Below are 18,091 nucleotides of genomic sequence, written 5' to 3'. Positions count from 1 at the left end.
CCGCGCAAATTCGCTTTGATTACCGTGGGGCGAGTTTCTCGATGAGGCTGGTTTTATGCAACGCTCCGCGACATTCTTACTTTTCTCTCTACTGATGATGACCACCGTTTCGGCGCAGGCGGATATTATCGATGATGCCATCGGCAATATTCAGCAGGCGATTAACGACGCATACAAACCGGACAACGGGCGGGATTATGATGACGCTCGTGATGAAAGCTGGCAGCGTCAGATGAGTGACGATCGGCGCAGGCAGTATGATAATCGCCGTCGCCAGTTTGAAGACCGACGTCGCCAACTGGATGACCGTCAGCGTCAGCTTGATCAGGAACGACGTCAGTTAGAAGACGAAGAACGCAGAATGGAAGAGGATTACGATCGTTAGCGCAATCTTTCGCTGGCAAGGTTATAGACTTCACTACGCTCGCGTTTACCGACGGCAACGACCGCGATGACCAGGGTGTCGTCAATAACTTGATAAACAAGACGAAACCCTGAAGTTCGTAGTTTGATTTTATAGCAATCTTTTATTCCCCTGAGCTTTGCTGAAGGGACATGCGGGTTTTCACAGCATTTCTTTAGTTTTTTGGCAAACTGCTGCTGAATAGCTTTATCAAGTTTTTGCCACTCTTTCAGCGCATCTTCCCTGAACTTTACCGTATAACTCATAAATAGCTGTCCAGGTCCACATCCACCAGGGGTTGTTGGCTACGTTCATGGACTAATTTAACCAGTTGCTGATCGTCCAGCGCATCCAGCATTTTTTCGTAAAGCTCTGCTGGCACACAATAAAATGCGGGCTGGTTACGGTTCAGGATGGCGACCGGAAAGCCATCTCCTGCGCTGACAGTTGCCATAGGATTTTTTTTCAACTCACTCACGCTGGCGGTGGTATCGCTTAAGATGATATGCGGCATAATGGCTCCTAAAGACCGTTTAACTGGTCTTAATATAGGACGCAAAAGACCTGTTAACAAGTCTTATTATGGTGTGTGATCGCTAATCCAGCACAATCTCCATCCCGTCATATCCTGCTTCGATGCCTGTCGGCAGCGGATTTTCCATCAGCCACAGATCAAACTGATGGCTGATATGCGTCAGGATAACCCTTGGACAGCGGATAACCTCGTTCAGCGCGATGACGGTATTGAGATCGCAATGATTGCGCGGCGGTTCGGCGCGCGGGGCATGGCTGCAGTCGATGATAATCACCTGCGGTGGGTTATTGTGGAGAAACTTCTGCGTCTTATCGGGAAGCCCGGCGGTGTCGGAGAACCACGCCACCCGGCTGTGCGCGGTCTCGAACAAATAGCCAAACGTCAGCTTTGAATGGTTGAGCGGCAGCGGCGTTACCTGCAACCCTTGCAGGTCAAATACCACGAACGGCGCAACGGTATGGCTAAAATCGAGAATACCGGGATGCTTAAACAGATCGTCGCAACCCTGCTCATCCGGTGGACCGTACACCGGGATGCTCGCCCCCACGCCCCAGCGCAACGGAAACAGTCCTTGCACATGATCCATATGATAGTGGGTCAGCAGAAATTGCTGAAAGCTGCCCGCTGGCCAGTCGTCCATCAGATGCGGGATCCCCGCGTCCAGCAGGGTTACCGCATGATTGAATTTGACCACCCCGCTACAGGGGCGTCGACGGTATTGCGCCTGTACGCGCGCCCGCTGACAGGCCGCGCAGCCGCAGCCAAATGCCGGCACCAACTGCGCGCCGCCGGTTCCCGTCAGCGTAATGGTCAGACTCATGGCTCCCCCTACAACGGTTTGGTGAAGCGGAAATGGCTCTGGGTATAGCCTTCGCGCTGGTAGAAACGGTGCGCGTTAAGGCGTTGGGTGCTGGTGGAAAGCTCGGTCATTTCTGCGCCAGCTTCGCGTGCGGTGGCTTCGGCCCAGGCCAGTAGCTGACTGCCTACCGTTAATCCTCGCGCCTGTGGCATCACCACCAGTTCCTGAATCTCGCCAATCCAGTTGGCGTGGTGCAGATGAAACTGCAGGTGCAGACCGATCAAGCCGACGACTTCTCCGTCGAGCAGCGCCAATTGGTAGTGCATATTAGGATCTTGCAGATTCGCGGCGTATCCGGCGCTAAAGGTCTGGCGATCGAATTGTCCCTGCTTGAGTTCACAGATAAGCGCGTAAACCGCATCGGTATCGTAGAGCGTGGCGCGGCGTAATTCACAGACAGACATGTTTCTTCTCCTTGCGTCCCATCAGGGCGAGCAGTGTATCGACAGACTGTAGCAAACTGCCATCATTGTTGAGGACGTGGCAGTCATACGGTGCGTAGCGTGCCGCGCGTTCAAGGCGGGCGGCGATTTCCGTTTCACTCTCCCGCCCACGCGCCTGCAGACGCTGCCGTAGAATCGCTGGGGAAACCTGTAAGCAAATAGGAAGTAACGACGCGCCATAACGAGCCTGCGCTTGGGGCAGATGGGCGCGCGATCCGTTGACCACCACATCAAAACCGGCGTGCAGCCAGAGGTCAATCTCCACGCCCACGCCGTAGTAGAAGCCGTTTGCATGCCAGCTCAGCGCCAGCAGATTCTGCCCGGCGCGGGTAAAAAATTCTTGTTCACTCAGCGCAATATGATTTTCATTCCCGGCGTTAGCGGCACGGGTGATGTATCGATGCGCCACCAGCAGTTGCGCGGGTTCCTGCAGGCGGAGTTCCGCCAGCAGACTGTCCTTACCAGAGCCGGATGGCCCCATCAGCCAGATCAGTTTCCCCATAGTCAGAATACCCTTTTGCCCTGACGCCAGACGTGGTCGATATGGATGTTGCCGCCTTTGCGATGTGCCAGCACCAGATCCGCCCGTTTACCTTCGGCAACAACGCCGCGATCGTCGAGATTCAATGCCCGCGCCGGATTGCGGGTCACCAGACGAATCGCCTGCGGCAGTGTAAAGCGGTTGGCGTCGTCATCCGCTACGCGAAATGCCGCGTCGAGCAGGCTGGCGGGGTAGTAATCGGAGGAGAGAATATCCAGTAACCCCAGCTCAGCCAGCTTATGCGCCGCCACATTGCCGGAATGAGACCCTCCGCGCACGATGTTTGGCGCGCCCATCAGCACGTTCATTCCGTGCTGGCGCGAGGCTTCAGCCGCCGCGAAAGTGGTAGGAAATTCGGCGATTACGCTGCCAAGTTGGTGCGATTCCAGCACATGTTCGCTGGTGGCATCGTCATGGCTCGCCAGCGCGATATTACGTTCGCGGCAAAGCTGGGCGATGGCGTTACGATTGGGCTGCGACCAGCGTGCGGCGAGGGCCAACTGTTCTTCTTCATAGCGGGCCATCTGCTCGTCGGTGAGCGAATACTTGCCCTGATAATACTCGCGGTACTTTTCTCGATTGGCGAACTGGCGCTGGCCCGGCGAGTGATCCATCAGTGAAACCAGCGTCACCGGCTCGCGCCCGACCAGTTTTTCAAACAGCGGCAGGGTGGTGTGGTGCGGCAGTTCGCAGCGCAGATGCAGGCGGTGTTCGGCGCGATTGACCCCGCGTTTTTGCGTCTCTTCCACGGCGTTGATCATCTTCTCCAGATTTTCCAGCCGATCGCCGCCGTCGCGCACGTCGCCAATCGCCACCGCGTCCAGCACGGTAGTAATGCCGCTGGCGACCATTAGCGCGTCATGGCTGCTCATCGCCGAGTGGGCAGGCCAGTCGACCTTCGGGCGCGGGGTGAAGAATTTATCCAGATTATCGGTATGTAGCTCAATCAACCCTGGCAGCAGCCAGCCGCCTTCGCCGTCTAAAGCCTCAGGCAGACGGCTCTGGGTTTCGGCAAAGGCGCGGATAACCCCGCCCGCAATTTCCAGCGATCCTTGCACCACTTCATCTTCCAGAACCAGCTTTACATTGTTGATAATCATGCTGTTGTTCCCATCAGGTGCAGACGGTCCGCTACGCGGTCGCGCACGGTTTGATCGTGAAAAATACCGACAATGGCTGCGCCGCGGGCTTTCGCCTCTTCAATCAACGCCACCACGGCAGCGCTGTTTTTGGCGTCCAATGAGGCGGTCGGCTCATCGAGCAGCAAAATAGGGTAATCGACGATAAACCCACGGGCGATGTTAACGCGCTGCTGTTCGCCACCGGAAAAGGTCGATGGTGCCAGGTGCCACAGGCGTTCCGGTACGTTGAGACGCGTTAACAGGCTGGCGGCTTTCGCGGCGCATTCTTCACGGGATACGCCGAGATCCAGCAGCGGCTGCATCACCACATCCAGGGCGCAGACACGGGGGATCACGCGCAGGAACTGGCTCACCCAGCCGATGGTTGAACGGCGAACTTCCAGCACTTTGCGCGCCGGGGCCTGCACCAGATCGACCCATTCATCGCTGTGGCGAATGTGGATGTGCCCTTCATCCGGCAGGTAGTTGGCGTACAGCGAACGCAGCAACGTGGATTTACCGCTGCCCGAGTGACCGTGCAGCACCACGCATTCGCCGCTTTTCACTGCCAGAGTGGCGTTTTGCAGCACTGGCAGACGTACGCCGTTTTGCTGGTGGAGCACGAAGGTTTTACTGACATTTTCAACGCGAATCATTTTTGCCTCGAGATTTTTTGCCGGATGGCGGCTGCGCCTTATCCGGCCTACAAAAGTGCGATCCAGGTAGGCCCGATAAGCGCAGCGCCATCGGGCACAACAAAAAATCAGTTCTGCAATACGGACGACACCAATAACTGGGTATACGGATGATGTGGATCGTCGAGCACGCGGTCGGTTAACCCACTTTCCACCACCTGACCCTGCTTCATCACCAGCAAACGGTCCGCCAGCAGACGCGCCACGCCCAGATCGTGGGTGACAATCACCACCGCCAGATCCAGTTCCACCACCAGGCCGCGCAGCAGATCCAGCAGTTTGGCCTGTACCGATACGTCCAGCCCGCCGGTGGGTTCATCCATAAACACCAGCTTCGGGTGGGTGACGAGGTTACGGGCGATCTGCAGGCGTTGCTGCATGCCGCCGGAGAAGGTGGTCGGCAGGTCGTCGATACGTGAGGCGGGGATTTCCACCTCCTCCAGCCAACGCTGCGCGGTGGCGCGAATGTCGTCATAGTGGCGCGCGCCGGTGGCCATCAGGCGTTCGCCGATATTGCCGCCTGCGGAAACCTGACGGCGCAGGCCATCCAGCGGATGCTGATGCACCACGCCCCACTCGGTGCGCAGCAGACGGCGGCGGTCGGCCTCGTTCATGTCGTACAACGAACGGTTCTGATACAATATTTCACCGTTCTGTGGCGTCAGACGTGAAGAGATTGATTTCAGCAGAGTGGTTTTGCCGGAACCGGACTCGCCGACGATACCCAGCACTTCGCCAGGCCACAGGTCAAACGAGACGTCGCTGAAGCCTTTGCCCGGCGCGTAGAGATGAGTCAGGTTGTTGACTGAAAGCAGCGGTTGCGTCATTTGCTGAGAGCCTCGCTCTGTTGGCGGCAGTAGTCGGTGTCGGAACAGACAAACATGCGTTTGCCGGTGTCATCGAGCACCACTTCATCGAGATAGCTGTGGGTAGAGCCGCAAATGGCGCAAGGCTCATCCCAGCTCTGCACGGTAAACGGGTGATCGTCGAAATCGAGGCTCTCTACGCGGGTGTAAGGTGGAACGGCATAGATGCGCTTTTCACGACCAGCGCCAAACAGTTGCAGGGCCGGCATCATGTCCATCTTCGGATTGTCGAATTTCGGGATGGGCGATGGGTCCATGACGTAGCGGTTATTGACCTTCACCGGATAGGCGTAGGTCGTGGCGATATGGCCGAAGCGGGCGATATCTTCATACAGTTTCACCTGCATGATGCCGTACTCTTCCAGCGCGTGCATGGTGCGGGTTTCCGTTTCGCGCGGTTCAATAAAGCGCAGTGGCTCAGGGATTGGCACCTGGAAAATGATTATCTGATCTTCCACCAAGGGTGTTTCCGGGATGCGGTGGCGGGTCTGGATCAGCGTGGCGTCTTCGGTACGTTCCGTCGTCACCACGCCCGTCACGCGTTTGAAGAAATTGCGGATCGACACGGCGTTGGTGGTGTCGTCCGCGCCCTGGTCAATCACCTTCAGCACGTCCGGTTCGCCAATCACGCTGGCGGTAAGCTGAATGCCGCCCGTGCCCCAGCCGTAGGGCATCGGCATTTCACGTCCGCCAAATGGGACCTGATAGCCGGGGATGGCTACCGCTTTCAGAATGGCGCGGCGGATCATGCGTTTGGTCTGTTCATCAAGATACGCAAAGTTGTAGCCGGAGAGGTTAGCGGTCACGGGCGGCCTCCTGTTGCAGGCGTTTGAGCAGTTCCAGTTCGGCCTGGAAATCGACGTAATGGGGGAGCTTGAGGTGCGATACAAAACCCGCCGCCTCGACGTTATCCGCATGTGCCAGCACGAACTCTTCGTCCTGCGCCGGTCCCGTGACCGTTTCATCGTATTCGGCCGCCTGTAAGGCACGGTCCACCAGCGCCATCGCCATCGCTTTACGTTCGCTCATGCCGAACACCAGCCCGTAGCCGCGGGTAAAATGGGGAGATTCGTTCTCTGGCGCGACAAAGCCGTTGACCATTTCACACTCCGTCATCAGCAGTTCGCCGACGTTCACCGCAAATCCCAGCTCTTCCGGTACGGTTTCCAGTGCGACGTAGCCGCTGCGGATCTCGGCGGCAAACGGGTGGTTGCGTCCGTAACCGCGTTGGGTGGAGTAGGCCAGTGCCAACAGATAGCCCTCGTCGCCGCGCATCAGCTGTTGCAGGCGTGAGGCACGCGAGCACGGGTAAACCGGCGGCGTGCGAGTGATATCATCGGGTGCATCGCCGTTATCTTCTTCGCGTTTTGCCAGCCCCTGGTTTGCCAGCAGGGAAAAGACGTGCGGGGAGGCATCCTGCGTGTTATCCGCGCAGCGCAACGGCGGCGTTTCACCATTGGCCAGCAGGGTAAAATCCAGCAGGCGATGGGTGTAATCGTAGGTTGGACCTAACAGTTGCCCGCCGGGAATGTCCTTGTAGACCGCGGAGATTCGGCGTTCAAGGCGCATTTCCGCACTGTTTACCGGTTCGCTGACTGCCACCTTTGCCAACGTCGTGCGATAGGCGCGCAGCAAAAAGATAGCTTCGACGTTATCGCCGCTCGCCTGCTTTAGCGCCAGCGCCGCCAGTTCGCGGTCGGCGATGCCGCCTTCGGTCATTACCCGGTCGACCGCCAGGTTCATCTGCTGTTCGATTTGCGCGACGCTCAGTTCGGCAATGGTCTCCTCGCCCCGGCGTCGGTTTTCCTGCAGGGCGTGGGCGCTTGCTATCGCCTTTTCGCCCCCTTTGACAGCGACGTACATCAGCACACCTCCACATGAGTCGTTCGCGGAATAGCCAGCAGGCGTTCGCCGCAGGTGAGGATCAGATCGACCCCCAGCGGGAACGGATGCGGGCGTTCGGTGAGTTCGTGAATCAGGCATTCCGGCAGCTGCGGCGCGATCATGCGTTCCTCGGCGATACCGGCGCCGGTCAGACGCAGCATGCGTCCGCCGCTTAAGCCAGAGACCTGAACAATCAGCGTTGCGCTGGTCTCTGGCGCGACGGCGGAACCGGCGGAGAGGGCGTTTAGCTGTTCGCTGCTGATGCGTTCGTCGGCGACGGCAAAAGCCGCCAGCTGCGGCTGATCCACCAGCGGCGCGTTGGTATGAAAACGCAGATTCTGCCGGGCAATATCGTTATCCATCGACGGCGCCAGCCAGACCGGCGTGTCGCCATCAACCAGCGTCAGCAGCACGCTGGTGGTTGCCAGGCCCAGCGGCTGCCAGCCGTGTTTCAGTTGATGCAGGGCGACGATCACGCCCGGTTCACTCATGGCTTTCAGCAGGCGACGAAAGCTCTGCTGCGCATCCTGAACGGGTAAATTAAAAGCGGTTTGTAAGGTCATGCGTTATCTCCGCGTACCAGCGTGAAGAAGTCGACCCGGCTGGCGTTGATTTCGGCACGGCGTGCGCTAATCAGCGCATCGCGTTCCGCTTCCAGCGGGACAATCAAGGTTTCCATTAAGCTTTGGAAATGCGTTTGTTCCTGCAGCAGGGCGTCAATTACCGCGCACTGCTCGGCATGGTGTTTGTTACGTCCCAGCAGGTAGCTGTAACCCAGCGTGCCGCTCTTCAGGCGCACCACCGCGCGGGTGAGCGTAGTGTCGCCAGCAAAGAAGCGATTGCCGGTACCGCCCATGCGGGCCTGGATTTGCATCAGTCCGCATTCCGGTGCGCGGATAAGTTCATAGTCCGGCGTCAGTTTGAGCGCGTTGATGCGGGCGTTCAGCGCATCGGCATTGCTGTAAGCCAGCGCGCGCATCCAGCGCTGGCGGGTGGCGGTATCGAAATGCATTCAGTGCTCCATAGTGAATTCGATCATGTCGGCGCGGGTCAGGCTGACGGAGTATTCCGCTGCCTGCTCTTCGCCTTCACGGTGGTTCAGGGTGCGCACGCACAGCAGCGGCGCCATGTTGGGGATTTCCAGCACCTTGCTCTCTTTGGCCTGGGCCCGGCGGGCGCTGATGCGTGTTTGCGTGCGCAGGAGCGTCAGACCGGACTGTTCGCGTAAGTAGTCATGCAGCGAACCGCTGGTAAAGCCCTGCAGCAGCGGCCACAGCGTGAGGTCGGAAAAATAGTGGTCGATTTGGCACAGGGCGATGCCGTTAACCCGGCGCAGAGTACGCAGGTGAATAACGTTGTCGCCTTCGTTTATGCTGAGCGCGTCGGCAATATGGCTGGAGGCCGGGCGCAGCACCGCCAGCAGTTTTTCGCTGGTGGGGTGGCTACCCTGGTCCAGCAGGTTCTGACTGAAACGCGCCTGGGCATTGAGCGGGTAATCAAACGGGCGCATCAGCACCAGCACGCCGACGCCCTGGCGACGTTGAACCCAACCGCGTTCAACCAACTGGTCAATGGCGCGGCGCAGGGTATGGCGATTCACCTCGTAGCGCGCGGCAAGCTGCTGCTCGGCGGGCAGATAGTCCCCGCAGCGATAATGTTGACGAAGCTCCTGCTCAAGTCTCGCGGCAATTTCCTGATAACGCGTTGGATAACTGGTCGGATGTGTAGATAAGTGCATAGCAATCAATGCCTCGTTAATCAGATAAAGTGCTTACGCAAACGCTGGGAAAGGAAATCCAGCAGGCTGACGGTGACGATGATTAACACCATCAGGGCGCAGGTTTGCTGGAACTGGAAGCCGCGGATCGCCTCCCATAAGGTCACGCCGATACCGCCTGCGCCCACCATGCCGACCACCGTGGCCGAGCGAACGTTGGACTCAAAACGGTACAGCGAGTAGGAGATCAGCAGCGGCATCACCTGCGGCAAAACGCCGTAGAGGATCTCTTCAATTTTGTTGGCCCCGGTGGCGCGAATGCCTTCTACCGGACCCGGTTCAATGGCTTCTACCGCTTCGGAAAGCAGCTTGGAGAGCACCCCGGTAGTGTGGATAAACAGCGCCATCACCCCGGCGAACGGACCTAAGCCGACGGCGACCACGAACAGCATGGCGAAGACCATTTCGTTGATGGCGCGGCAGGCGTCCATCGCTCTGCGCATCGGCTGGTAAATCCACCACGGCACGAGGTTATCGGCGCACATCAGGCCGAAAGGAATCGACAGCACCACGGCGAGGGCGGTACCCCAGACGGCGATTTGCAGGGTGACGGCCATTTCACCGAGATAGTCCTGCCACTGGCTGAAGTCCGGCGGGAAGAAGTCGGCGGCGAAGGTCGCCATATTGCCGGAATCCTGGATCAGCGTGAGCGGAGCCATTTCGGCACCTTTCCACGAGACCACCAACACGGCGAGAAGAATGGCCCAGCTCAGTAGCGAGAACCAGCTACGTTTGGGCGGGGCGACGGTGATGGTTTGCATGTTTAGCTCCGTTGGTACGTGTGTTTGCGTGGTAGGCCGGATGGCGCTGCGCTTATCCGGCCTACAATCCGCTCTACAAATCACTGCACCGCTTTGGTGACGCTGGTCATAGCGCCCAGCGCGGCGGTCAGACGGTCCAGATCGTCGAGCTGCGCTTTCAGCGCCGAGGTTTTGCTGGCTTTCTGTTCCTCGTTCAGCCCTTTGTTGTCCTTCACGCCCTGCATCTCTTTAAACAGCGCCAGTTGACGAATTGGCACCAGTTGCAGGTCGCTGGAGGCACGGAACGGCGCCCAGCCCAGGCGTTCAAGTACGGTTTTCTGTTCCGGCGTTTTGCCGTAGTTCATAAAGAAGTCGTACACCTTGTCCTTGGTGGTTTCGGAGAGGTTTTTACGCCAGACGATCGGATCGCCCGGGATCAGCGGTGACTTCCAGATCACCTTCAGTTCTTTCAGTTTTTCCGGTGCGGAAGTTTTCAATTTGTCGAGGTTTTCGGTGTTGTTGGTGGCGACATCGACCTGTTTGTTGGCGACGGCCAGCGCGTTGGTTTCGTGTCCGGCGTTAACGGTGCGTTTGAAATCACTGGCGGAGATGTTGTTTTTGGCGAAGACGTAGTAACCGGGGACGAGGAAGCCGGACGTGGAGTTGGGATCGCCGTTGCCGAAGGTCAGATCTTTACGTTTGGCGATCAGATCGTTCAGGTTGTTGATCGGACTATCTTTGTTAACGATCAACACGCTCCAGTACCCCGGAGATCCGTCGGCGGCGACGGTCTGGGCAAACACTTGTCCGTTAGCGCGATCCACCGCTTCCATTGCCGAGAGGTTGCCGTACCAGGCGATATCGACTTTGTTAAAGCGCATTCCCTGGATGATCCCGGCGTAGTCCGGGGCGAAGAAGGCGTTCACTTTTACACCCAGTGACTTTTCCATGTCCTTCAGGAACGGTTCCCACTGCGGCTTCAGGTTTTGCTGTGATTCGGTCGAAATAATGCCAAAGTTCAGCGCTTTTTCCTGCTCTTCGGCATGGACCGGGCTGAGCAGGGTGCTGAGACTAAACATGCTGGTAAAGGCCAGCGCGGCAACTGTCTTATAGCTCATTTCCATTCCTCATTGTGGGGATGTCAGGCAGCCTGCGCGTTCTGTTCGACGCGGTTCATGCTGCGGTAGAGATGGTCAAATCGATCGTTATCAAAATGCTGGCTGCTGCCGTCAAAGAAGACGTTGCCCTGGCGCAGCGCGACGATGCGTTCGCAATAGCGCAGGGCGTAATCCACCTGGTGCAGCGTGACGACCACGGTGATGCCGTCGGTCTGATTAATGTCGCGCAGGGTATCCATTACGATGCGTGCGGATTCCGGGTCCAGCGAGGCAATAGGCTCGTCGGCCAGGATCACTTTGGCCTGCTGCATCAGCGCCCGGGCGATAGCGACGCGCTGCTGTTGCCCGCCCGAAAGCGTGGAAACGCGCTGATACGCAAAGTGCGCCATGCCAACGCGGGTTAGCGCCTGGAGCGCACGCTGTTTCTGCTCCTGACTGAACCAGCTAAAACAGGTGCGCCAGAACGGCGTGCTGCCGAGCGCGCCAATCAGGACGTTCTCCAGTACCGTCAGACGGTTAACCAGATTGAACTGCTGGAAGATATAGCCGGTGTGGGCGCGACTTTGGCGGATATCGCGTGCCAGCCGACCTTCGTGTTGGACGGTGCGACCCAACAGCTCAACATGGCTACCGGGCGATTTATCCCCGGTGATCAAACCGCTTAAATGACGTAAAAGGGTGGATTTGCCGGAGCCAGACGGCCCAAGCAGAGCCACCATCTCACCGGAACAGATGCTCAGATCAACTGCATTGAGCGCCTGATGCTGGTTGAAGGATTTGGAGAGTTTCTCGACGCGGATAATCGTTTGCATGATGCGGCCTCCCTAAAAAAGTGGCCCCATCGTGGCGGATCAATGTGACGTTTTCGTTAAGGGATGGTTACTCAACGATGAAGAGTTGAGCGATTTTTGATGACAGTACGGGAGGACAAGCCTCCCGTTGGATTACTCGGTAGGTTGCTGCTGTTTGACGACGTTGATCATCCACGGTACGCCATACTGGTCGCTCACTTTACCAAAACCGTGGGCCCAGAAGGTTTCCTGCCAGTCCATTTCGATTTTTCCGTTTGCCGCGAGGTTATCAAACCAGCGCTTGCCTTCGTCGACATTTTGCGTGTCGAGCACCAGCGTAAAGCCAGAGTAGTGGGCATTTCCATCGGGGGCGCTATCGCTCATCATAATGTCGCTGCCCGCAACGCGCAGGTTGGCGTGGGCGATAGCGGTATCGGGGAATTTCATTCCTGAAGGGCAACCTTCTTCACTGTCCTGCGCCGATTTGGGCATTTCACCGAAGTTGATTTTGTAGAGCAGCTCGGCGCCTAATGTTTTTTGGTAGTAGGCGATGGCGTCTGCGCAGTTGCCTGCAAAGGAGATATAGGGACTTAACGGCATGATCTTTACCTCAGGTAAAAGAAACCAGTTAAGTGTAGTTAGCGTCTGCAAAAATAAACCAGGCGGGAAGTATGAGCTTCCCGCCTGGCAGATGAGCTGACACAGGCCTGATTAGCGCAGCGCCATCAGGCAATTTGCATCAGTTCTTTTTCACAAACTCTGATTTCAGCTTCATTGGGCCAAAGCCATCGATTTTGCAATCGATGTTGTGGTCGCCTTCCACCAGACGAATGTTTTTTACTTTGGTACCGATCTTCAGCATTGAAGAGCTACCTTTTACCTTCAGGTCTTTCACTACGGTAACGCTGTCGCCGTCGGCCAGCAGGTTGCCGTTAGCATCTTTAACGATAAGTTCGTCGCTGTCCTGAGCCGGTTCAGCATCGTTCCATTCGTGAGCGCATTCCGGGCAGATGAACATGCCGTTATCTTCGTAAGTGTATTCGGAGTTGCATTGTGGGCAGTGTGGTAATGACATGTGGATTTCCTCAAAAGTCAGCAGGGGCAAATGCGCCCAAAAAATGGCAGATTGCCGAAAAAGGCCGCAATTATACATAAAATCCCTGCTTTTGTCGGGACTACTGCGCGATAAAGCAAAATGATCTGCTGTAAAGATCCTTTGCTTTCACAGCAATGAAGTATGGCGCAATATTTTTTAAGGGAAATTGCTACGCCAGGTTATTTAAGATAAGGTGAGGCGAAATAACTGATATTTATAGGTAACACCGCTTACGGGTGTCTACATCCTGATGGCAGAATATCTCCTGCCCCCTTAATTTTAGTAGGGGAATTCAGCGGGTATTCTTTAAAACTGAACTACGCTGTTTATCTTTCTTACTTATTACATAAGTGAGAGGCATCAGGCCAGCGGTTATATGCCAAATTTATTTTAATAATATCAATTGGTTGTTTCGATTTTAATTATTTCCACACGTAATTATAAAAGCCGAAAATCTATAAATAAAACGATTAGGCTAAATAAAAGTAATGCCATTTGCGTTAAGGAAAAATTTTCCATGCACACACAGACAATATATGAATTAAGTCAGGAAGCTGAACGCTTGCTGATGCTCTCTCTTGAACATCTCCGGCAATTACAAAAATTGCCCATCACGTCGTTGGATGATGTCGCGCTGCAACATGGAGAGCATAGCAGACAGGTTGTTCAGCCCCTGCATTTCAGCGCGCGTGGTATGGATGCCCAGCAGGCGACGCTTAATAATGAGCTGCGCAAGATTACGCGTCTGGAAATGGTGCTGGCCATCGTTGGCACCATGAAAGCGGGAAAATCGACGACGATTAACGCGATTGTCGGCACAGAAGTTTTACCTAATCGTAATCGTCCGATGACGGCGTTACCGACGCTTATTCGCCATACGCCGGGGCAGAAAGAGCCGGTACTGCATTTTTCGCATGTCGCGCCGATCGAAGCCTTAATGAAGGTTTTACAGCAGCGCATGCGGGCATGCGATCGCCAGCGTCTTACGCAGACGCTGGAAATTGATAAGGATATGAACGTCCTGCTGCAGCATATTGAAAACGGCGTGGCATTTGAACGGTATTATCTTGGCGCACAGCCTATTTTCCATTGTCTTAAAAGCCTGAATGACCTGGTGCGTTTGTCAAAAGCGCTGGAGGCTGATTTTCCTTTTGCCGCTTATGCCGCGATTGAGCATATTCCGGTTATCGAGGTCGAATTTGTCCATTTGGCCGGACAGGCAAGCTATCCGGGGCAATTAACGCTGCTGGATACGCCGGGGCCGAACGAGGCCGGACAACCGCACTTACAAAAAATGCTGAATGAACAGCTGGCGCGGGCTTCTGCGGTCCTGGCGGTAATGGATTACACCCAACTGAAGTCGATCTCTGATGAGGAAGTCCGTCGGGCGATTATGGCGGTCGGGAAAACAGTGCCGCTGTATGCGCTGGTCAATAAATTCGATCAGAAAGACCGCAACAGTGATGATGAAGAGCAGGTGCGGGCTTTGATTTCCGGCACGCTGATGCAAGGCGGAATCACCCCTGAACGGATCTATCCGGTTTCCTCGATGTGGGGCTATCTGGCGAACAGAGCGCGTCATGAGCTAACCACCCGCGGGCGGTTGCCGGATCATCAGGTGCAACGCTGGGTACAGGATTTTGCCGAAGCGGCGCTGGGCAGGCGCTGGCGTACCACCGATCTTGAGGATACGGAGCACATCCGTCATGCCGCCGATTTACTGTGGGAAGATTCGCTGTTTGAGCAGCCGATCCAGAACGTGATTCATGCCGCTCACGCCAATGCTTCGCTGTATGCGTTACGTTCCGCGTCGCATAAGTTATTGAACTATGCGCAAAGCGCGCACGAATATCTGGAGTTTCGCGCCCACGGATTAACGGTGGCCTATGAAAAACTGCGGCTGAACATTACGCATATTGAAGAGGATATGCAGCAGTTACAGGTGAGCCAAGGGCGAGTGAGCGATGAAGTTAACCATGAAGTAGAACTGGCGCTGGCATCTGCCGCGACCTATCTCAATGAGCAACAGACTGAGATTCTGTGCGGCATCAATACGTTTTTTGTCAAAGAAAACGTCCTGATGATGTCACCGCACGGCCAGGGATCAGGCGCTATAACGGCTGAAATGGCGGGTGAAATGCTGGTGCTGCATGACGAAGGGCAGGCAAAAATCGTCTTAGATAAAATGCGCTCGTCCTGTGAAGGGGTATTGCTGGCAGCCCAAGAGAGTATTAGCCGGGATTTAGCGCTACGTTTTGAGCAGCTTGAGTCGACCCTGTCCCGGGCACTCAATGACGCTATGCGGCCTATTGAATTGCGGGTGAAAGAGGAGCTGAATCACGCCGGATTTCGTGCGCGGATTCGTTTTCCGGCCTTTCATGCGGCGATGTTTAATTTTAATACCCGCCAGCTATTTAATGAGGCTATTGAACAGGATATTCCGGCGGAAAATACGTCGTCTACTGGCGGTGTGGTGCGTGACACTTTCTCCCGTTGGCTGAATCAACCCAACTGGGGATGGAATGATTACGTCGAAACAAAAACGCGTTATCTCATTGATATGGGCGCGCTGCACAAGAGCCTTGTGCATTACGTTACCCAGTTTTGCCAACAAATTCGTAAAGCTTTAGTTGCTCAGGTCGATATTTCCGTTACGGCAGGCATGGCCACGTTTTTTGCTGATTTTTCGCTGTGTCTGGCGCAATTACAGGCGAGCCTGCGTGAGAGCCTGACCCTGCGCCAGCAAAATGAGTCTGCGGTGAATGCGTTGAATGAACAATTACAGCATCGCATTACGACGGCGGCATGGCTTTATGAAGATTCCCGCTTGCTGCGCGACGATATCAACACCCTTTTTGCAACTGAGCACACATGACTAACGTGTTACTGGAAGGCCCCGGGCGGACGCTGGAGTGTGTCTACCCGAAGTTTATGGTCGATCTGGTTCAAGGAGATGAAACCAAACGTTCCGGCGGTTTTCTGCAACAGCAGCAGCGGCTGCGTGCGCGCCTGACGCAGGAGGTGCTATCCCAGACGCAACTTCGGGCGTGGGTGATGGCGGGAGTGTCCAGCGAGCATCTGGTGATGCGTCTGAAGCTGGTGGAGAAGTTGGCGGGCATGATCGACCCGGGCCATCTGGCGCTGGTGCGTATCGCCGAACGGCTAATGTTTTTGCAACAGACCGAACATCCGCGGGGGCTGTCCACCCCCGGTCTCATACAGCAGATAAATTCGCTTACGGACTGGTTCACTCAACGCGGCGCGTATAAAGAGAAGGCATTGACGCAACGCGGCCTGACGGTTCAGGCGGGCGAACACAGCGAGCAAATTTTTACCCGGTGGCGGGCTGGGGCGTATGACGGCTGGTCGTTACCCGGACGCTGTTTTGTCGCGCTGGAAGAACTGCGCTGGGGAGCTTTTGGTGACGCCTGCCGATTAGCGAATACCGATGTGGTCTCAATGCTTAAAGACAATCTGCGCATCATGGCTGCCCAGACGCTGGCAGACAGCGTGAATGCGGCGCCCGCTACGCGTCATTATTATCATCATTGGCTCAGCGCGCCGACGGTTGGCGGCTCGGGCGAGCACAACGATATGTTGAGTTGGTTAGGCGACTGGTGTGATGCGCAGCGCCATCCGGTGAGCTGGTCGGTGACGCAGCGATGGCAGAATGTGGCGTTGGGAATGCCGCGATTGTGTTCGGCGAAACGGCTGGCTGATGCGATGGTTGAGGAGATTTTTGCACCGTCCCCACTCATCAATTGAGCAGGGACGGTCAGTGGGGCTAAGGCAGAGTTAGTGGTGCAGAGAGTCTGCCGGGGTAGCCGCCGTCTCGTTGGCGACCAGGTTTTTATTAAAGCGTTTGGCATACAGCGCGGTGATAATTGGCACCAAAATGGCGGTGACAATCACGCTGGCGGCGACCAGCGCTGTGGCGGAGGCGGCAACCGGTTCAAACGCCGGGTTAATCTGGGCGATAATCACCGGGTTTGCCACCGCAGCGCCTGCCGCAGAAGAGGCTGCCACACCTGCCGTACCGTTCCCGCCACCGATAACGCGGTCAGCAATAATCAGCGGGATACCGGTGATAACGATAACCGCGACGCCCAGCAGAATACCCAACAGACCGGTATCAACGATGACGCTCAGGTTAATGGTGTTGCCCAGCGCAAAGCCGAAGAACGGGATCAGCACCGGCGTGGCTTTGCTGAAGAAAGAACGCAGATCGTGATCCAGATTACCCAGCGTAAAGCCAATCAGGAACGGTAATACCGCGCCGATAAAATGGTGTGGCTCGAAGGAGGCCAGGCCCGCTGAACCAAGGATCACCATCGTCATCAACGGACCGGATTCCAGAGACATCAACACAAATGCGCCGGACTCTTCTTTCGTTCCGTACTGGTTCATCAGGCTGGCGTACAGACCACCGTTGGTCATATCCATCGCGGAAACAATTGCCAGTACCGAAAGTCCCGCAAAGAACCCGGTTTGAATACCGGTATCAGGAATAAATGACGCGGCTATCATTGCCACTACCCACGCCACGGCTATTTTGGTGATAACCAGCGTACCGGACTTCCGTAATACTGTACCGGTTGCCCGTAAATCAATAGATGCGCCAATACAAAAAAACCACACCGCCAGAATAGGCACCGTTCCGCTGATCATACCTTTGGTAAACGAACCGAAATACGCGCCGGTATCGGGAGCCAAGGTATTTAACACTGCGCCTAATAACAGGGGAATCAACATCATTCCGCCGGGGATGCGTTCAATCGTGGCTTTAATTTTCATAAACGTCCTCATATCTTGTCGAAGGCACTATATGCGCAAGGAGTTAAAAATTAATAAATTCAAATGGTTACTAAAATTTCTTAACAAAGGTAATCGCTATCTCTTTGTTTTATAGAATCTAACGCGGCATACGTTGAGCGTGTCGCTGCTCCCAGGGATATTGCGTCTGGAATTAGTTTGCATTCATGGGAACGTTGATTCAATCAAAATAAAACGATGTTTTAGTTATCTTCATCACATATTCCGCGCAAAAGTTCTCAATCGCTGTGATTATTAAAAAAGCTGTGATCTTTTTGTGAAAGGATTAGGTGATTTTTTTGCTAGCAGAATAATAGTGACCGCTGTGATTGTTGGCGCAATAAAGCGATTTATTCTTGTATTTAATTGTCAGTAAATCGCAAGCATGACATGTAAAAAAGCTGACTCAG

Annotated in this window: 22 protein-coding genes; 3 read left to right on the top strand and 19 right to left on the bottom strand. The window is 55.5% G+C overall.

Translation table 11 applies throughout. The features are described from left to right. The first annotated feature begins 55 nt into the window (after positions 1–55). A complete protein-coding gene (yjdP, locus tag M4I31_RS21825; protein WP_069325126.1) occupies positions 56–385 on the top strand; it encodes a DDRRRQL repeat protein YjdP in 330 nt (109 codons plus the stop codon). On the opposite strand, the gene M4I31_RS21820 is transcribed toward yjdP, so the two are convergent. The 18 genes from M4I31_RS21820 to M4I31_RS21735 form a co-directional block, all read right to left on the bottom strand. Beyond that, positions 382–669: a type II toxin-antitoxin system RelE/ParE family toxin gene (locus M4I31_RS21820; RefSeq protein WP_085049650.1), complete on the bottom strand. Its 288-nt coding sequence runs from the start codon at positions 667–669 to the stop codon at positions 382–384. The genes yjdP and M4I31_RS21820 overlap by 4 nt on opposite strands. Beyond that, positions 666–917 carry a type II toxin-antitoxin system Phd/YefM family antitoxin gene (locus tag M4I31_RS21815; protein WP_006688247.1) on the bottom strand — a complete coding sequence of 84 codons (252 nt, stop codon included), beginning with the start codon at positions 915–917 and terminating at the stop codon, positions 666–668. Before M4I31_RS21815 ends, M4I31_RS21820 begins: the two co-directional genes overlap by 4 nt. Positions 918–999: 82 nt before the next feature. Next, complete coding sequence (phnP, locus tag M4I31_RS21810) at positions 1,000–1,758, bottom strand: phosphonate metabolism protein PhnP (RefSeq protein ID WP_085049651.1); 759 nt, start codon at positions 1,756–1,758, stop codon at positions 1,000–1,002. Between the two features lie 8 nt (positions 1,759–1,766). Further along, entirely contained in the window at positions 1,767–2,201 is a 435-nt protein-coding gene (phnO, locus tag M4I31_RS21805) for an aminoalkylphosphonate N-acetyltransferase (RefSeq protein WP_038636367.1), read from the bottom strand. Further along, positions 2,188–2,742: a ribose 1,5-bisphosphokinase gene (gene phnN / locus M4I31_RS21800; RefSeq protein WP_038636371.1), complete on the bottom strand. Its 555-nt coding sequence runs from the start codon at positions 2,740–2,742 to the stop codon at positions 2,188–2,190. Before phnN ends, phnO begins: the two co-directional genes overlap by 14 nt. Positions 2,743–2,744: 2 nt before the next feature. Then, positions 2,745–3,881 (bottom strand): alpha-D-ribose 1-methylphosphonate 5-triphosphate diphosphatase, encoded by a 1,137-nt coding sequence (phnM, locus tag M4I31_RS21795; RefSeq protein WP_085049652.1) that lies wholly within the window; start codon positions 3,879–3,881, stop codon positions 2,745–2,747. Then, positions 3,878–4,558 carry a phosphonate C-P lyase system protein PhnL gene (phnL, locus tag M4I31_RS21790; RefSeq protein WP_069325130.1) on the bottom strand — a complete coding sequence of 227 codons (681 nt, stop codon included), beginning with the start codon at positions 4,556–4,558 and terminating at the stop codon, positions 3,878–3,880. Before phnL ends, phnM begins: the two co-directional genes overlap by 4 nt. A gap of 107 nt (positions 4,559–4,665) precedes the next feature. Next, the gene (gene phnK / locus M4I31_RS21785; RefSeq protein WP_085049653.1) at positions 4,666–5,424 is read right to left on the bottom strand and encodes a phosphonate C-P lyase system protein PhnK; all 759 of its coding nucleotides are present in this window, start codon (positions 5,422–5,424) and stop codon (positions 4,666–4,668) included. Next, a complete protein-coding gene (gene phnJ / locus M4I31_RS21780) occupies positions 5,421–6,212 on the bottom strand; it encodes an alpha-D-ribose 1-methylphosphonate 5-phosphate C-P-lyase PhnJ (protein ID WP_233638396.1) in 792 nt (263 codons plus the stop codon). The genes phnK and phnJ overlap by 4 nt, the downstream gene beginning before the upstream one ends. A 46-nt stretch (positions 6,213–6,258) precedes the next feature. Continuing rightward, the gene (locus M4I31_RS21775) at positions 6,259–7,326 is read right to left on the bottom strand and encodes a carbon-phosphorus lyase complex subunit PhnI (RefSeq protein WP_085049655.1); all 1,068 of its coding nucleotides are present in this window, start codon (positions 7,324–7,326) and stop codon (positions 6,259–6,261) included. After that, positions 7,326–7,910, bottom strand: coding sequence for a phosphonate C-P lyase system protein PhnH (phnH, locus tag M4I31_RS21770; RefSeq protein ID WP_003031824.1), 585 nt, complete (start codon positions 7,908–7,910; stop codon positions 7,326–7,328). The genes M4I31_RS21775 and phnH overlap by 1 nt, the downstream gene beginning before the upstream one ends. After that, positions 7,907–8,359, bottom strand: a complete 453-nt coding sequence (phnG, locus tag M4I31_RS21765) for a phosphonate C-P lyase system protein PhnG (RefSeq protein WP_085049656.1) — start codon at positions 8,357–8,359, stop codon at positions 7,907–7,909. Before phnG ends, phnH begins: the two co-directional genes overlap by 4 nt. After that, entirely contained in the window at positions 8,360–9,085 is a 726-nt protein-coding gene (phnF, locus tag M4I31_RS21760; RefSeq protein WP_085049657.1) for a phosphonate metabolism transcriptional regulator PhnF, read from the bottom strand. Positions 9,086–9,105: 20 nt separating this feature from the next. Next, on the bottom strand, positions 9,106–9,885 hold the full coding sequence (gene phnE, locus M4I31_RS21755) for a phosphonate ABC transporter, permease protein PhnE (RefSeq protein WP_038636402.1): 780 nt from the start codon (positions 9,883–9,885) through the stop codon (positions 9,106–9,108). A gap of 80 nt (positions 9,886–9,965) precedes the next feature. Then, a complete protein-coding gene (gene phnD / locus M4I31_RS21750; RefSeq protein ID WP_038636405.1) occupies positions 9,966–10,982 on the bottom strand; it encodes a phosphonate ABC transporter substrate-binding protein in 1,017 nt (338 codons plus the stop codon). A gap of 23 nt (positions 10,983–11,005) precedes the next feature. Next, the gene (phnC, locus tag M4I31_RS21745; RefSeq protein ID WP_038636408.1) at positions 11,006–11,794 is read right to left on the bottom strand and encodes a phosphonate ABC transporter ATP-binding protein; all 789 of its coding nucleotides are present in this window, start codon (positions 11,792–11,794) and stop codon (positions 11,006–11,008) included. A 132-nt stretch (positions 11,795–11,926) separates the two neighbouring features. Next, positions 11,927–12,373, bottom strand: coding sequence for a VOC family metalloprotein YjdN (gene yjdN / locus M4I31_RS21740; protein WP_038636411.1), 447 nt, complete (start codon positions 12,371–12,373; stop codon positions 11,927–11,929). Between the two features lie 139 nt (positions 12,374–12,512). Further along, positions 12,513–12,848, bottom strand: a complete 336-nt coding sequence (locus M4I31_RS21735) for a zinc ribbon domain-containing protein YjdM (RefSeq protein WP_003031835.1) — start codon at positions 12,846–12,848, stop codon at positions 12,513–12,515. A gap of 538 nt (positions 12,849–13,386) precedes the next feature. Here M4I31_RS21735 and crfC point away from each other — a divergent pair. Further along, entirely contained in the window at positions 13,387–15,744 is a 2,358-nt protein-coding gene (crfC, locus tag M4I31_RS21730; RefSeq protein ID WP_085049658.1) for a clamp-binding protein CrfC, read from the top strand. Continuing rightward, on the top strand, positions 15,741–16,634 hold the full coding sequence (locus M4I31_RS21725; RefSeq protein ID WP_085049659.1) for a diguanylate cyclase regulator RdcB family protein: 894 nt from the start codon (positions 15,741–15,743) through the stop codon (positions 16,632–16,634). The genes crfC and M4I31_RS21725 overlap by 4 nt, the downstream gene beginning before the upstream one ends. Before the next feature lie 30 nt (positions 16,635–16,664). Here M4I31_RS21725 and kdgT read toward each other — a convergent pair whose 3' ends face one another. Beyond that, positions 16,665–17,663, bottom strand: coding sequence for a 2-keto-3-deoxygluconate transporter (gene kdgT / locus M4I31_RS21720; protein ID WP_051594499.1), 999 nt, complete (start codon positions 17,661–17,663; stop codon positions 16,665–16,667). Between the last annotated feature and the right edge of the window lie 428 nt (positions 17,664–18,091).

The organism is Citrobacter sp. XT1-2-2 (assembly GCF_023516235.1).
Classification (GTDB): domain Bacteria; phylum Pseudomonadota; class Gammaproteobacteria; order Enterobacterales; family Enterobacteriaceae; genus Citrobacter; species Citrobacter werkmanii.
The sequence above is the reverse complement of the archived record's forward strand: the minus strand, read 5'-3'. Positions and strand labels throughout refer to the sequence as shown.